The sequence below is a fragment of the Streptomyces sp. cg40 genome, from assembly GCF_050320165.1.
Classification (GTDB): Bacteria; Actinomycetota; Actinomycetes; order Streptomycetales; family Streptomycetaceae; genus Streptomyces; species Streptomyces hokutonensis.
This window is the reverse complement of the sequence record NZ_CP190128.1, coordinates 2,973,796-2,989,886: the sequence shown is the minus strand read 5'-3', so window position 1 is coordinate 2,989,886 and position 16,091 is coordinate 2,973,796. Positions and strand designations below refer to the sequence as shown.

The following is a 16,091-nucleotide window of genomic DNA, read 5'->3' as shown; positions in this document are numbered from 1 at the left end:
CTAGAGTTATCTCGACATCGAGATATCTGCCGAGGTGCACCGCAGCCGCACACTCCGCCGATCCCAGCAGTAAGGCTTACCTAACTTAGCCTGACCTTAGCGGATCGGCCAAGGCGTCGTGACGGCAGGATGCGGTGGGAACGCGCACATCAATGAAGGAGACTGTCGTGTCGGCGAACAGCTTCGACGCCCGCAGCACGCTGCAGGTGGGCGACGAGTCGTACGAGATCTTCCGCCTGGACAAGGTGGAGGGCTCGGCCCGGCTCCCCTACAGCCTTAAGGTCCTGCTGGAGAATCTGCTCCGCACCGAGGACGGCGCGAACATCACCGCCGACCACATCCGCGCCCTCGGCACCTGGGACTCGCAGGCCCAGCCGTCGCAGGAGATCCAGTTCACGCCGGCCCGTGTGATCATGCAGGACTTCACCGGCGTGCCCTGCGTGGTGGACCTCGCGACCATGCGTGAGGCCGTGAAGGAGCTGGGCGGCGACCCGGCGAAGATCAACCCCCTCGCGCCGGCCGAGCTGGTCATCGACCACTCCGTCATCGCGGACAAGTTCGGCACCCACGAGGCGTTCGCGCAGAACGTCGAGCTGGAGTACGGCCGCAACCGCGAGCGCTACCAGTTCCTGCGCTGGGGCCAGACCGCGTTCGACGAGTTCAAGGTCGTACCCCCGGGCACCGGCATCGTCCACCAGGTCAACATCGAGCACCTCGCCCGCACCGTCATGGTCCGGGGCGGCCAGGCGTACCCCGACACCCTCGTCGGCACCGACTCGCACACCACGATGGTCAACGGCCTCGGCGTGCTGGGCTGGGGCGTCGGCGGCATCGAGGCCGAGGCCGCGATGCTCGGCCAGCCGGTCTCGATGCTCATCCCGCGCGTCGTCGGCTTCAAGCTGACCGGCGAGCTCACCCCGGGCACCACCGCCACCGACCTCGTGCTGACCATCACCGAGATGCTGCGCAAGCACGGCGTGGTCGGCAAGTTCGTCGAGTTCTACGGCGAGGGCGTCGCCGCCACCTCCCTCGCGAACCGCGCCACCATCGGCAACATGTCGCCGGAGTTCGGCTCCACCGCCGCGATCTTCCCGATCGACGAAGAGACCCTGAACTACCTGAAGCTGACCGGCCGCAGCGCCCAGCAGGTCGCGCTCGTCGAGGCGTACGCCAAGGAGCAGGGCCTCTGGCTCGACCCGGCCGCCGAGCCCGACTTCTCCGAGAAGCTGGAGCTCGACCTCGCCACGGTCGTCCCCTCGATCGCAGGCCCGAAGCGCCCGCAGGACCGCATCGTCCTCGCGAACGCCGCCGAGCAGTTCAAGTCGGACGTACGCAACTACGTCTCGGACGACGACGAGGCGGGCAAGGAGTCCTTCCCGGCCTCCGACGCCCCGGCCGCCACCAACGGCGTCCCGAGCAACCCGGTCACGGTCACCGCCCCCGACGGCTCGACCTACGAGATCGACCACGGCGCGGTGACGGTCGCGGCCATCACCTCCTGCACCAACACCTCGAACCCGTACGTCATGGTCGCCGCCGCGCTCGTCGCGAAGAAGGCCGTGGAGAAGGGCCTGACGCGGAAGCCCTGGGTCAAGACCACCCTCGCGCCCGGCTCCAAGGTCGTCACCGACTACTTCGACAAGGCGGGGCTCACCCCCTACCTCGACAAGGTCGGCTTCAACCTCGTCGGCTACGGCTGCACCACCTGCATCGGCAACTCCGGCCCGCTGCCGGAGGAGGTCTCCAAGGCCGTCAACGACCACGACCTGGCCGTGACGTCGGTGCTTTCCGGCAACCGCAACTTCGAGGGCCGGATCAACCCGGACGTCAAGATGAACTACCTGGCGTCCCCGCCGCTGGTCGTCGCCTACGCCCTCGCGGGCTCCATGAAGGTGGACATCACCCGCGACGCGCTGGGCACCGACCAGGACGGCAAGCCGGTCTACCTCGAAGACATCTGGCCCACCGAGGCCGAGGTCAACGACGTCGTCGCGAACGCCATCGGCGAGGACATGTTCAACAAGTCCTACCAGGACGTCTTCGCGGGCGACGCCCAGTGGCAGGCGCTCCCCATCCCGGAGGGCAACACCTTCGAGTGGGACGCGCAGTCGACCTACGTCCGCAAGCCCCCGTACTTCGAGGGCATGACGATGGAGACCACCCCGGTCTCCGACATCGCCGGCGCCCGGGTCCTCGCCAAGCTCGGCGACTCGGTCACCACCGACCACATCTCGCCCGCCGGCGCCATCAAGGCCGACACCCCGGCCGGCAAGTACCTCACCGAGCACGGCATCGAGCGGCGTGACTTCAACTCCTACGGCTCCCGCCGGGGCAACCACGAGGTCATGATCCGCGGCACCTTCGCCAACATCCGCCTGCGCAACCAGGTGGCGCCCGGCACCGAGGGCGGCTTCACGCGTGACTTCACGCAGGCCGACGCCCCCGTCGCGTTCATCTACGACGCCTCGCGCAACTACATCGAGCAGGGCATCCCGCTGGTCATCCTGGCCGGCAAGGAGTACGGCTCCGGCTCGTCCCGCGACTGGGCCGCCAAGGGCACCGCGCTCCTCGGCGTCAAGGCCGTCATCGCCGAGTCCTACGAGCGCATCCACCGCTCGAACCTCATCGGCATGGGCGTGATCCCGCTCCAGTACCCGGCGGGCCAGTCCGCCGAGTCCCTCGGTCTCACCGGCGAGGAGTCCTTCTCCGTCTCCGGCATCACCGAGCTGAACGACGGCACCACCCCCGCCACGGTCAAGGTCACCACCGACACCGGCGTGGAGTTCGACGCGGTCGTCCGCATCGACACCCCCGGCGAGGCCGACTACTACCGCAACGGCGGCATCCTCCAGTACGTCCTGCGCAACCTGATCCGCAACTAGCGGCTCCGGCAGGCCAGTTGAGGGCCGCATCCCCGGCGACGGGGGTGCGGCCCTCCGCCGTTTCGCTACAGCCAGCCCCGCTGCGCCGCCCGCATCCCGAGCTGGAAGCGACTTGCCGCCCCCAGCCGTTCCTGGAGGTCGCTCACCCGCCGCCGCAGCGTGCGCAGGCTGATGCCCAGATGACGGGCGACCGCCTCGTCCTTCAGCCCGGCCGCCAGCAGTCGCGTCAACGCCTGCTCCTCCTCGGAGAGTTCGGCGTTCCCGGCGGGCCGGCCGAGCGGAGTCGCCTGCTGCCAGGCCAGCTCGAAGAGTTTCTGGAGCGCCTCGGTCACCGCCGAGTGCCATACGACGACCGCGCAGTAGCCGCCCGCCGCCGACGAGGTCAGCGGGAGCATCGCCCGACGACCGTCGACCACCAGCAACTTGAGCGGCACGGACGGCAACACCCGGGCCTGCTCGCCGAGTTCAACCATCTTCCAGGTGCGGGACAGGACGTCCGGATCCTCCAGACCGCTCGCCGCGTAGATACCGCGTGACACGATCCCGCGCTTGAGCAGATCGGCCTGGGAGTCCAACTGCGATGTGGGCGGGGCGAGATAGGGCGGGGTGTCGAAGAGGCACACCTCGTGCTCCGCGCGGGCGTACATCTCCTCCAGGCGGGCCGCGATGGCACCCTCGCCGGAGGCGACCTCGACCAGCCGGGACGGCTCCTCGCGCAGTAACCCCGCCTCGTACGCGGTGGCCATCTCCTCGGCGGTGGAGGCGAGCAGTTCGGACTCCGTCTCGCGCCGCCGGATCAGCGCACGGATCGCCACCCGAGGGTCGACCGCCCGCAACCCGCCCATGGAGTCCGGCGGTTGGAGCAGTCCCAGCGCGAGCAGCCGGTTGCAGGCCTCGCGCAGCTCGGCCGGGGTCGCCCCGCTGAGCAGTGCCCAGCCGACCGCGCCGGCGTCCGGCTGATGGAGAATCGACTGGTACACCAGCTCGTCGGAGGCGGAGACCCCCACCGCTGCCCAAGGGCTCGCGGCAGGGGTCTGTCGTACGGGATCCTGCGCCGTGTTCACCATGCCTCGCCACGGTAGGGGCTCTTTGTTAAGAACCCTTACCATGGCTCGGCCCATTCGCTCCCGTCAGGTCACTTCAGGCCGAACGCCCGCAGTACCGTCTGGTCGATCGCGTCGCCGTCCCGGTCGGTGGCCCGCACGCGCAGCGACACCGACGCGGCGCCCTTCGCGGGCCTGAACCGTGCTTCGCCCTTCTCGACGTGCACCGACTTCCAGGACGCGCCGTCGTCGTAGGAGACCCAGGCCTTCAGACTGCTCGCCCGGACGCTCCCCGACTGGTTCGCGACCGGCAGTGAGACCGTCAACTCCCGCTTGGCGTCGGCCCGGTTGAGGAGGTCGAGGTCCTTCGGGGCGATGCCGACGGTGAGCAGCGGCAGTGCCGTCGCGGTGTCGGTGTGCGCCGAGGCGAAGGTCCACTCGGTGTGCGTGCTCGTGGAGTACTTCGCCCAGGCCGCCTTGCGCTGCACGTCCAGATCGAAGCGGTACGAGGCCTTGTCCGCCGCCACGGTGAAGGTGCCGTAGCCGCCGAGCGTGGAGTTGCCGACCAGTTGACCGTCCGCGTAGAGCGCGCCCTGCGCGGTGTTGTCGATGCCGTCGATCGCTCCGTAGTGGCCCGGCGTCGAGTCGGCCAACTCCGGGATCCTGAAGGTGAGTTTGTCTCCGTCGCGCGTGGAGAGCCCGTACTCCGTGCTGCTGCCCGGCCGGACGACCTGGCGCAGCCAGTCCTCGGCGGGGTCGGTTCCCGGCTCGGTGAAGGTGCGCAGCGGGCTCCACTCGCCCTTGAGCGTGTCCCACTTCGGGTAGACGACGTGCCAGGTGCGGGTGTCCGGGTCGACGTAGTAGTACTCGTCGCGTTCCGTGCCCAACTGCGTCGGCACACTGGTCTCGATGCCGAAGCGCTGCCAGGGCCGGAAGGTGTACAGGGTGTCCGCGGCCATGTCACCGGCCGTGGCGCCGTAGTAACGGGCCTTCCGCTTCACGGTGTTGGACTTGTCCAGACGGTAGGTCTGGTCCGCGGTGATGGCGCCGCTCTGTGCGGCGAGCAGGTTGTAGACGTAGGGGCTGTTCGGCGTGCCGTTCAGCTTCAGCGTGACCTTCTTGCCGGTCTTCAGCAGGCTGCCGAGCGCGGCGCCCTGCTCGCCGGTGGCGATCATCAGCGGGACGGTGGTCGCCCGGTCCACCGCCTCGATCCAGAAGCCGGGGGTCTTGCGGTAGGCGATCAGGTAACCCGCCCCGGCCTTGGTCGCGTTGTCCAGGGCGGACTGTGCCCGCTCCGTTGCGCCGAGCGCGACCACCGCCACCTTGCCCTTGACGTCGAGCCCCGCGAAGTCGGCCGCGGTGCCGCCGCCCGCGTCCACCGCCTGGACCGTGTGCTCACCGCTGATCTTCAACGGGAAGTCGTCGTACGTCTGGCAGTAGTAGAGCGAGGACAGCGACGTCTTCTGCGAACCGGTGACGCTCGCCGTCAAGTCCTTCGCGTACAGGCGGAACTTGGCGTAGAAGTCCAGGGTGCCCACGGTCACCTGCGGGGTCGGCGCCACATAGACGTGGTCGGTCCAGAAGCCCTGGCTGTAGGTGAGACCCCAGGAACCGGCCGGCCCGGTGCGGTGCCAACTGGTGCTGAAGCCCTGGAACTCGGAGTTCTCCTTCGTCTTCGGTTTGATCTCCACCGCCTTGCGGGCGTCGAGCACCACCGCGGTGTCCCCGTCGACCTTGATCTCCGGGTTGCCGACGATCGACGTGCCCACGGCCAGCCCGCCCGCGTCCCGGTCCGGGATCCAGGTCGCGATCGAGTAGGTGCCGGCCGGTACCTGCCAGGTCCAGCCGGTGCCGAGGAAGCCGTACTCGTTGGGGTAGGCGCCGTTCAGTTCCTGGAGTGTGTAGAGCGACGCCCCGGCGGACGGGTTGCCCTCCCGGTCCACGAGCGACACCTTGAGGTTGTACGTCTTCGGCGACTTCTCGAAACCGACGCCCGTGGTGACCTGGACGCCACCGTCGGCGGTTGCCGTGACATGGCCCGTGTACCGGCCCACGGCCTCCCGCGCCGGGTCGACGCCGACGGAGACGCCGGCGGTGCCCCGCGCGGGCACGGTCAGGGTGTCCGCGCCCAGAGCGAGGTCGGTCAGTGACGACGAGAGCTTCAACTCCACCGGACTGTCAGTGGTGTTGGTGTACGTGATGTCCTTGCCGACGACACCGTTGTCGCCGTCCTCGAACCTGCCGAAGCTCAGCGCCGAGGTCGCGAAGACGCCCTGCTCGACCGCCCGCACCGCGTCGACCCGCCCGTCGCCCTGCTCGAACACGGAGTTGACGGTGTTCGTCTTCGCGGTGCTGGCGAGGGACTCCTTGATCTGCTCGCCCGTCCAGTCCGGATGCGCCTCGGCGACCAGCGCCGCCGTGCCCGCGACATGCGGGGTGGCCATCGACGTGCCGCTCGCCGTCGTGTAGTAGTCGTCGACCGGCGTGCTGCCGGGCATGTTGGTGCCGGCGGAGCGGGCCGCCGTGATGTTCACGCCCGGCGCGGTGATCTCCGGCTTGACCGCGTAGTCGCCGATGCGCGGCCCCCGGCTGGAGAACGAGGCCAAGTTGTCCGACTTGTCGACCGCGCCCACCGTCAGCGCGGAGTCGGCGATGCCCGGGGTGCCCACGGTCTGCTCGCCCGGGCCCGCGTTGCCGGCCGCGATCACGAACAACGTGCCGGTGGACGCGGACAGGTCGTCGACGGTCTCACTGAGCACGTCGGACGGCCCGGAGGCGGTGGCGCCCAGCGACATGGAGACGATCTTCGCGCCGGAGTTCGCCGCCCACTCCATGCCCGCGATGATCCAGGAGGCCTGGCCGCTGCCGGTGTTGTCCAGCACCTTGCCGACGAGCAGTTGCGCGCCCGGCGCCACTCCCTTGTACCGCCCGCCCGAGGCCGCGCCCGAGCCGACGATCGTGGACGCCACATGCGTGCCGTGGCCGAAGCCGTCCTGCACGGTCTCGTCCGGTACGAAGCTCTCGGAGCCGGCGATCTTCCCGGCCAGGTCCGGGTGGCCGAGGTCCACGCCCGTGTCCAGGACCGCGACCTCGACGCCCGTGCCGTCGTAGCCCGCCTTCCACACCTCGGGCGCGCCGATCTGCGGCACGCTCACGTCGAGGGACGCCTTCACCTTGGCGTCCAGCCAGATCTTGTCGATGCCGTCGCCGAGCTGCTTCGCCGCCTTGGCGGTGGGCGCGGTGCCGAGTGCCGGGGCGATGTCCGACCAGAAGGCCGTGGACTTCCTCGCGCTGAGCGCGGCGCCGTCGATCCCGGGCAGAGCCAGCGTCCGGCGCGTGCCCTCGGGGGTCTCGGTGCCCTTGCTGTACGTCGCGATGACGGGCGTGGAGCCGGTCCTCGCGTCCGTGTAGCCCTGCTTGACGAGCTGGGTGACGTTGAACAGGGCCGGGTCGAGGCGTCCCGCCTTGATGAGCGGAATGGCGTCCGCCGGCACGACGCTGATCTCGCCGTTCTGCTCGCTCGACAGGAAGGTGGCGGACTCGCGGCCCTTGCCGCGCCGTACGTCGACGGCGTTCTTGCCGTCCGGTCCGACGGTGAGGGTCACGGTGTCGCCGGTGATGAGGGTGACGGTCTGCGGTGGGGCGGTGCTCGAGCCCGTGAGGTCGGTGGAGACCGTGGAACCGGCAGCGGCTGTCGCGGGCGTGATGGCCCCCGCGAGCAGTCCGGCCGCCGAGGCCACGGCCCACAGGGCGTGGAGTCTTCGCATGGGTGGACGTCCTCCCCTGAACGCGGAAACGCTTCCGCCCGGTGAGCGGAAGCCAGCCATCAGAGTGAGTGCCGGGGCTACGGCGGCTCAAGGGAATCACGTGGCCGGAGAGTGCCAACGCCCCCTTCGGTCAAGGCAGTTGGCGAAGAAACCGGTCGGCGGACCAGGGCTGTCGTCCCTCACCCGCTCCCGGAAACCCAACCGCTCGCACGGCTGCGCCTCAGGTGGAACACAGGATTCCCTCAGCGGGCCGGGACAGAATCCGGACATGACTGGCACCACCGGGTCCCGCAGCAGCCGCGTCCGTGTGCTCATCGTCGACGACGAGCCCGCGCTCACCGAGCTGCTCTCCGTCGCGGTCACCGAGGCCGGCTGGCGGCCCTACCCCGCGCCGGACGGGCACAGCGCGCTGCGCATCGCCCGCGGCTGCGCCCCGCACGCCGTCGTCCTCGACGGCATGCTGCCCGACCTCGACGGCGTCCAGGTGCTGCGCCGGCTGCGCTACGAGAACCCGAGGCTGCCCGTCCTCATGCTCACCGCGCGCGACGCGATCGAGCACCGTCTCGACGGCCTGGAGGCGGGTGCCGACGACTACGTCACCAAGCCCTTCTCCCTGGAGGAGGTCGTCCTGCGGCTGCGCGGACTGCTGCGCCGCGCGGGCAGCGAACGGCTCCCGACCGACGACTCCGTACGTGTCCTCGGCGACCTCGTACTCTCCGGCGAGACCCGCGAACTGCGCCGCGCCGGTGAGCCGATCCAGCTCACCGCCAAGGAGTTCGACCTGCTCACCCTGCTCCTCGACCATCCCCGCCAGGTGCTGAGCAAGGCCCAGATCCTCGACCACGTGTGGAGCACCACTTTTGACGGCGGCGGCAACCTCGTCGAGGTCTACATCTCCAGCCTCCGCCGGAAGATAGACCGGGGCCGGGCGCCGATGATCCACACCGTCCGGGGGATGGGATACGCCATACGGCCCGTGGAGGACGGCAGATGAACCTCCTGACCCGCAACCGAGGCCGCCTGCACGGCCGTTCACTCCGCACCCGCCTGCTGCTCTTCATCAGCGCCACGCTGGTGGTGGTCTGCACCGCGATGACCCTCACCACCGTGTTCGTCCAACGCGCCTATCTCCTGGGCGACTTGGACGACCGGGTCGGCGACGCGGCCCAGCGCAGCCTCGGCGGGGCCGAACACCACCCGAGCTTCGACGGAGACCTCGGGTTCCTCATGGAGAACGGCCATGCCGTCGGGACGCTCGCCGCACGGTTCGACGCCAACGGCAGGATCATCGCCGCGGCCGTCGTCAGGCAGGACGCCCCGCCCCAGAACCTCACCGCCGCCCAGCGCACGGCCCTCACGGGCATCACCGCCGACAGCGCGAAGCACACCCGGTCCGTGCCCGGCCTCGGCACCTACCGGCTCACGGCCCTCGACACCGACGGCATCCGGGTCCTCACCGGCCTCCCGATGGACGACGTACAGCACATGATCAGCGGTCTGGTGGCGGTCGAGGCGGGCGTCGCCCTCGTCGGCCTGACCGCGGCGGGCTGTCTGTGCGCCGCGGTCGTACGACGGCAGCTGCGGCCGCTCGGCCGGGTCGCCGCCACCGCCGTCGAGGTCTCCCGCTCACCGCTCGGCCACGGCGAGGTCACCGCGCTGACCCGGGTGCCCGAGCGGGACACCGACCCGGGCAGCGAGGCAGGACAGGTCGGCGCCGCGCTCAACCGCATGATCGACCACGTCGAGTCCTCGCTCGCCGAACGCCAGCGCAGCGAGGAGCAGGTGCGCCGCAGCGAGGAACGCATGCGCCGCTTCCTCGCCGACGCCAGCCACGAACTGCGCACCCCGCTCGCCTCCATCGCGGGCTACGCCGAGCTGATGAACCGCGGCACCGACCGCATCGAACCCGGGCTCGCCTGGCGCCGGGTCACCGCCGAGTCGGCGCGGATGACGGGCCTGGTGGAGGACCTGCTGCTGCTCGCCCGGCTCGACGAGGGCCGCCCGCTTCAGTCCGCCGAGGTGGACCTCGCGGCCGTGCTCGCCGAGGCGGTGTGGGACGCGCGCGCGGCGGGCACCGGCCACGAGTGGCAGCTCCACCTCTCCCTGGACGCCCCCGCCCTGGTGATCGGCGACGAGGCCCGCCTGCACCAGGTGTTGGCCAACCTGTTGGCCAACGCGCGTATGCACACACCTGTTGGCACGACGGTCACGGCGAGCGTCGAGGCCACGGCCGACCACACCGTAGTCATCCGGGTGCGCGACGACGGCCCCGGCATCCCCCCGGCCCTCCTCCCCACCGTCTTCGAACGCTTCACCCGCGCCGACGCCTCCCGCGCCCGCTCCGGCGGCAAGGAGGGCGGCTCCGGCCTCGGCCTGGCCATCGCCACGGCGATCACCGGCGCCCACGGCGGCCGCATCGACGTCACCAGCGTCCCCGGCCGCACCGAGTTCACCATCGAACTCCCGGCGGCCGAACTCCCGCCCGCGGAAACACAGCTGCGCGCTCGTACGGCGCCGGTCTAGCGCTGTTTCCCGGAGGGTTCTCCCGCTGATCGAGGAACCGAACTCAGCGCAGGGGCGGATGCGATGTGTTGCGTTCGGTCCAGAGTTCCGGATCCATGTCCTGCCTCTGAACGCCGAGAAGGCTCAGGCGTGTTGCGGCGACGAGAGCCCGGTCGGCCGGATCGGCCGGGGCGCTCAGCTGCCGTCGGCCGGGCGGCCGCCCAGCAACCGCGCCTGTTCCCGCTTCAGTTCGCCGAAGCCGTGTCGCGCGTACGCGGCCAACTCCGGGCCCGGGAACCAGACCAGCGAGAGATGTTCCGAGAAGTCGCCCCGCGCCCAGCGCTCGACCGTGATCTCGTACCCGGCCGTGTGTGCGCACAGCTCCAGCAGCAGCGACGGCATCTCCGGCTCCCGCAGCAGATCCGCCCGGCCGACGACGAGTTCCCGCATCTCGCGCAGGACGGGCAGGAACACGGTCGTCACCCACAGCCGCCAGTCGGCCAGTTCCTCGTCGGTCGGCGGGGCCGCCCCGTCGCTGAAGGGCGAGACGCCCCCGGGCCGGGCATGGCGTTCCGTGAACGCGGCGAACGTACGGGCGTTGGCTTCCGTCAGTGCGAACAACGGCCCGTAGAAGTCGCCGAGTTGGCGACCGACCCGGGCGAGCCGCTCCTGCCGCTGGGCCAGCCGCAGGCCGTTGAGGTACGTGGCGACGTATCCGGCGAAGGTCAGTGTGACCGTGACGACGACTGCGATCATGACGGGATCGTATGGGGCTCGGTTCCTGAACGGGCCCGCCCCGGGCGCCACTTCGACCGCCGCCCGCCGTTTACAGCCTCCCCACTCCGCGCTAACTTCACGGACAGTGGGGTGGGAGCGCTCCCACCCGCCCGGCGGTCCGGAACCCGCCGGGTGCGGTCGGGTCGCCCCACCCCATGCCTTCACCTCCGCACGTTCCGCACGACCGCCGAGCGAAGGTAGACCTGTCATGAATATGACAATCCCGGGAACCGAGCCCCGATTACCGCGCCCCACCCCCCAACGAGCCCTCTTCCTCGTCCTGTTGGCCCTGCTCACCACCGTCCCCGCCCTGGCCCTGATCCTCGCCGCCGGCGGCCGGGCGGAGGCCCACGGCACCCCCATGAAACCCGGCAGCCGCACCTTCCTCTGCTGGCAGGACGCGCTGACCACCACCGGCGAGATCAAACCGATCAACCCGGCGTGCAAGGCGGCCCAACAGGTAAGCGGCACAACGCCGTTCTACAACTGGTTCTCCGTGCTGCGTTCCGACGGCGCCGGCCGCACCCGCGGCTTCGTGCCGGACGGTCAGCTGTGCAGCGGCGGCAACCCCAACTTCACCGGCTTCGACCTCCCGCGCGACGACTGGCCGCTCACCCACCTCACCTCGGGCGCGACGGTCGACTTCTCGTACAACGCCTGGGCGGCGCACCCGGGTTGGTTCTACGTCTACATCACCAAGGACGGCTTCGACCCGACGAAGACGCTCACCTGGGACGACATGGAGGCCACCCCGTTCCTCACGGTCGACCACCCGCCGCTCAACGGCACTCCCGGCACGGTCGAGGCCAACTACTCCTGGACCGGGCAGCTTCCGGCGAACAAGTCGGGGCGGCACATCATCTACATGGTGTGGCAGCGCTCGGACAGCACCGAGACCTTCTACTCCTGCTCCGACGTCGTATTCGACGGCGGCAACGGCGAAGTGACGGGTATTCACGACCCGGGCAACCCCACCGACCCGGTACCCGGGGTCTGTTCGGCCACCCGCCGCACGACGGGCAGCTGGCCCGGCGGCTACCAGTCCGAGGTGACCGTCACCAACTCCGGCGACGTCCCGATGCTCGGCTGGATGGTCGACTGGACGCTCCCGGGCGGCCAGTCGGTCACCAGCCTCTGGAACGGCAACCCGACCTACACCGGCCAGGACGTGATGGTCCACAACGCCGACTGGAACGGTTCGCTGAGTCCGGGACAGAGCACCACCTTCGGCTACGTCGTGAACGGCGACGGAGGTGACCCGGCAACTGCCCTTCCCTGCCAGGTCGGTTGACCCCTTGCTCGGGGCGGACCCGGTGGACGGGGGCCACCGGGTCCGCGAGCCGGATGGGCGATGGGGGATGAGCCCACCCGGGTGGTGCGTGGCTTGGGCGACGCTGCGATGCGACAACGTTGTCTAATGGTCTGCATACGACTCTACCGCGCCAACGGACAACGATGTCAACCCAGTTGGCCTGCGGACGCCGTCCGAGTGGCCGACGCGCGCGCCCTCGCCGGCCCACGCGCTCTTCCGTGGTACGGGTGGCGCACGTTACTGTCCCTGCGGCTTGTGCGACCTGTGGTGCGCGACCCGTCCGAAGGAGGAGGGGCCGCACTATGCGTTTCCGTCCCACGTCCCTGCTGCCAGTACCGCGACAGGCAATGTCCGCCCCGTCACGGCGCCCGGCACGCTCCCCCAGTGCCTCAAGGGCCTGGGAGGTGCCCCCACTCGCCGCACCGGCCGAAAGCCCAAGCACGTCCAGTACGAGGGCTTCCGGCCGGCACGCCGAGAGCACGCACCGGACGCCGCTCCTTGGTGGGCGAAAATTGCCTGCCGCGGCACTGGCCGCCGCTCTCGCGGTAGGCGGTGCCACCCCCGCCCTGGCGGCCACCGCCGCCCCGCCGCAACTCGTCAAGGACCCCAGCGCCTACGTCGATCCGCTGATCGGCACCAAGAACGGCGGCAATGTCTTCCCGGGCGCCGTGGTGCCCTTCGGCATGCTCTCCTGGAGCCCGGAGAACACCAGAGGCAGCGCCACCAGCACGGCCGCACCGGGCGGTTACCAGTACGACGCCACCCGCATCCGCGGCTTCAGCCTCACCCACATGTCCGGCACGGGCTGCGCGGGCGGCAGCGGCGACATCCCGTTCTTCCCGTACGCCGGCGAGGTCACCTCCTCCCCGGCGAGCGACACCAAGGACGCCGTCTACGCCTCCGACTTCAGCCACACCACCGAGACCGCCGAGCCCGGCCACTACAAGGTCGGCCTCGCCTCGGGCGTCACCGCCGACCTCACGGCCACGGCCCGTACCGGCTCCGGCCGCTTCACCTACCCGGCCGACAAGCCCGCCTCACTCCTGATCCGCACCGCCAACTCCGAGGTGGGCTCCACCGATTCGTCGGTCACCATCGACCCGGCGACCCGTACCGTCTCCGGCTCGGTCACCTCCGGCAACTTCTGCGGCTACCTCGACCCCGAGGGCCAACGCGCCTACTACACCCTGTACTTCACCGCGACCTTCGACCGCGCCTTCAAGACCACCGGCACCTGGCAGGACGACAGGCTGACCCCGGGGTCGACCTCCGCGACCGGCGGCACGGGCGGCTTCACCAACGGCGGCCGTCCCGTCGCGGGCAAGGGCGCGGGCGGCTACGTCGAGTTCGAGCCCGGCACCGGCCCGGTCGGCGTCAAGGTCGGTGTCTCGTACGTCAGCCAGGCCGGCGCCGAGGCCAACCTCGCGGCGGAGAACCCGCCGAAGCGCACCTTCGACGCCGTCGAGGACGCGGCCCACCGCGCCTGGCGCGACCAGCTCGGCGCGATCAAGGTCGGCGGCGGCACCGACACCGAACGCACCACCTTCTACACCGCGCTCTACCACTCCCTCCTGCACCCCAACGTCATCAGCGACGCCGACCGCAGCTACACGGGCAGCGACGGCAAGGTGCACAAGGTCAGCCGAGGGCATCAAGCCCAGTACGGCACCTTCTCCGGCTGGGACGTCTACCGCTCCCAGGTCCAGCTCCTCACCCTCCTCAACCCCCGCACCGGCTCGGACATCGCCCAGTCCCTCTACGAACTCGCCCGGCAGAACGGCGGGATCTGGGACCGCTGGCTGCACGGCGCGAGCGGCACCCACGTCATGAACGGCGACCCCTCGCCCACCGCCCTGGCCGGCATCCGGGCCTTCGGCGGCACGGACTTCGACCTGAAGGGGGCCCTCGCCTCCCTCGTCCGGGCGGCGACGGTCCCGACCGCGCAGGACCTGTCCTCGTCCGGCAAGCCGGTGCTGTCCGTCGGTCAACGCCCGTCCCTGGACAAGTACTTGAACCTGCACTACATGCCGTCCGTCTCCAACGCCTGGGGCGGCGCCGCCGAGACGCTGGAGATGTCCACGGCGGACTTCGCGCTCTCCCAACTCGCCACGGCTGCTGGGAAGAAGAGCACGGCGGCCGACTTCGCCCAGCGTGCCCAGTGGTGGCAGAACAACTTCGACATCGCCGCCGACCCGACCGGCGGCTACATCGCCAACCGCAAGGCGGACGGCAGTTGGGTCACCGGCTTCACCCCGGGCACCGGCAACGGCTTCGTCGAGGGCACGGCCGCCCAGTACACCTGGATGGTCCAGCACAACCCCGCCGGGCTGTTCGCGGCCATGGGCGGCACCGACAAAGCCCTCGCTCGCCTCGACTCCTTCTTCCATGAGGCGGACGGGAGTTGGGCCTTCACGGGCAGCGGCGGCGACAAGTCCGAGCTCGACAACGAGCCGTCCGTCAACGTCCCCTACCTCTACGACTACGCGGGAGCCCCCTACAAGACCCAGGAGACGGTCAGGGCGGCCATGAAGCAGCTCTGGACCACCGACCCCGCCGGCATCCCCGGCAACGACGACCTCGGCGAGATGTCGTCCTGGTACGTCTTCTCCGCGCTCGGCATGTACCCCCAGGTCCCCTCGCGCGCCGAACTCACCCTGGCCTCACCGCTGTTCGAGCGCATCGAGATCAAGCGCCCCCAAGGCAACGAGATCTCCATCCGCGCGGACGGCGCCGCGACCGACGCCCCGTACATCCAGTCCCTGAAGGTCAACGGCCGCAGCAGCGACCGCCCTTGGCTCTCCTCCTCGATCGTCAGGAACGGCGGCACCCTCGACTACACCCTCTCCACCACCCCGAACCGCACCTGGGGCAGCGCCCCCGCCGATGCCCCGCCGTCCTTCCGCACCGGTGAACAGCCGTACCAGATCGGCGTCGGCCCGACCGCCGCGACCCTCGCGCCCGGCGACACCACCAAGGTCAACATCAAGGCCCTCTCCCTGAGCGGCGGCACCGGACCCGAGGTCCGCTACAGCGTCGAGACGCCCGCCGGAGTCACGGCGACTCCCGCGCAGGGAACGGTCGTCGACGGTTCCCAGGACATCACCCTGAGCGCCGCCACCGACGTCAAGCAGGGCTTCTACGACGTGAAGGTCACCGTCACCTCGGGCGACACGTCGTACGAGCAGCCGGTGTCCCTCACGGTCGCCGCGCCCGGCACCCTGCTCGCCGCCTACAACAACACCGGCGTCTCCGACGACACCGGCGAGCACGACGAGGCGGACTACGACGGGGGCGGCTGGAGCTACTCCCTCCAGGCGCTCGCGGCGGCCGGGCTCACCCCGGGCGGCACGGGCACGGTGGACGGGCTCGGCTTCACCTGGCCGGGCTCGCCGAACGGGCGCCCGGACAATGTCTCGGCGGCCGGCCAGACCCTCCAACTCCCGCAGCCCGCAGCCGACTTGTCGTTCGTCGGCAGCGCGGTCAACGGCAACCAGCAGACGAAGGCCACCGTCACCTACACCGACGGCAGCACCGACGTGATCGACCTGTCCTTCACGGACTGGACGGTCGGCGGGGGCGGCGGCACCGTGCAGTACGGCAACGAGATCGTCGCGCGGACCACGTACCGCAATGTCGCGGGTGCGGACAAGGACCCGGTCGTCACCTATGTGTTCGCCACCAAGCCGTTCGCGGCACCGACGGGCAAGACCATCAAGAGCGTGACACTTCCGGACGACCCGGATCTCCATGTGTTCACCCTTGCGGTGAACTGACGTCCACAATGTGTGCCCTCGTCCGTTCCGGTGGC

The 16,091-nt window shown here is 70.2% G+C and carries 8 protein-coding genes; 5 read left to right on the top strand and 3 right to left on the bottom strand.

The window, feature by feature from the left end; genetic code table 11:
- The first annotated feature begins 167 nt into the window (after nt 1–167).
- Nucleotides 168–2,882, top strand: coding sequence for an aconitate hydratase AcnA (acnA, locus tag ACQHII_RS13060; RefSeq protein ID WP_427919479.1), 2,715 nt, complete (start codon nt 168–170; stop codon nt 2,880–2,882).
- Nucleotides 2,883–2,947: 65 nt separating this feature from the next.
- Here the strand turns inward: acnA and ACQHII_RS13055 are convergent, their stop codons facing one another.
- Together ACQHII_RS13055 and ACQHII_RS13050 are read right to left on the bottom strand one after the other, a co-directional pair.
- Nucleotides 2,948–3,949 carry a response regulator transcription factor gene (locus tag ACQHII_RS13055; RefSeq protein ID WP_427919478.1) on the bottom strand — a complete coding sequence of 334 codons (1,002 nt, stop codon included), beginning with the start codon at nt 3,947–3,949 and terminating at the stop codon, nt 2,948–2,950.
- Between the two features lie 68 nt (nt 3,950–4,017).
- Nucleotides 4,018–7,692 (bottom strand): S8 family serine peptidase, encoded by a 3,675-nt coding sequence (locus tag ACQHII_RS13050; RefSeq protein WP_427919477.1) that lies wholly within the window; start codon nt 7,690–7,692, stop codon nt 4,018–4,020.
- A 268-nt stretch (nt 7,693–7,960) separates the two neighbouring features.
- Between ACQHII_RS13050 and ACQHII_RS13045 the strand changes: the two genes are divergently transcribed.
- Together ACQHII_RS13045 and ACQHII_RS13040 are read left to right on the top strand one after the other, a co-directional pair.
- Entirely contained in the window at nt 7,961–8,686 is a 726-nt protein-coding gene (locus ACQHII_RS13045) for a response regulator transcription factor (protein WP_427919476.1), read from the top strand.
- Nucleotides 8,683–10,215 (top strand): sensor histidine kinase, encoded by a 1,533-nt coding sequence (locus tag ACQHII_RS13040; RefSeq protein WP_427919475.1) that lies wholly within the window; start codon nt 8,683–8,685, stop codon nt 10,213–10,215. The genes ACQHII_RS13045 and ACQHII_RS13040 overlap by 4 nt, the downstream gene beginning before the upstream one ends.
- A gap of 174 nt (nt 10,216–10,389) precedes the next feature.
- Here the strand turns inward: ACQHII_RS13040 and ACQHII_RS13035 are convergent, their stop codons facing one another.
- Nucleotides 10,390–10,950, bottom strand: coding sequence for a hypothetical protein (locus ACQHII_RS13035; protein WP_427919474.1), 561 nt, complete (start codon nt 10,948–10,950; stop codon nt 10,390–10,392).
- 229 nt (nt 10,951–11,179) lie between these two features.
- Between ACQHII_RS13035 and ACQHII_RS13030 the strand changes: the two genes are divergently transcribed.
- Nucleotides 11,180–12,262 (top strand): lytic polysaccharide monooxygenase auxiliary activity family 9 protein, encoded by a 1,083-nt coding sequence (locus ACQHII_RS13030; RefSeq protein WP_427919473.1) that lies wholly within the window; start codon nt 11,180–11,182, stop codon nt 12,260–12,262.
- 533 nt (nt 12,263–12,795) lie between these two features.
- Complete coding sequence (locus tag ACQHII_RS13025; protein WP_427919472.1) at nt 12,796–16,056, top strand: GH92 family glycosyl hydrolase; 3,261 nt, start codon at nt 12,796–12,798, stop codon at nt 16,054–16,056.
- Nucleotides 16,057–16,091: the final 35 nt, after the last annotated feature.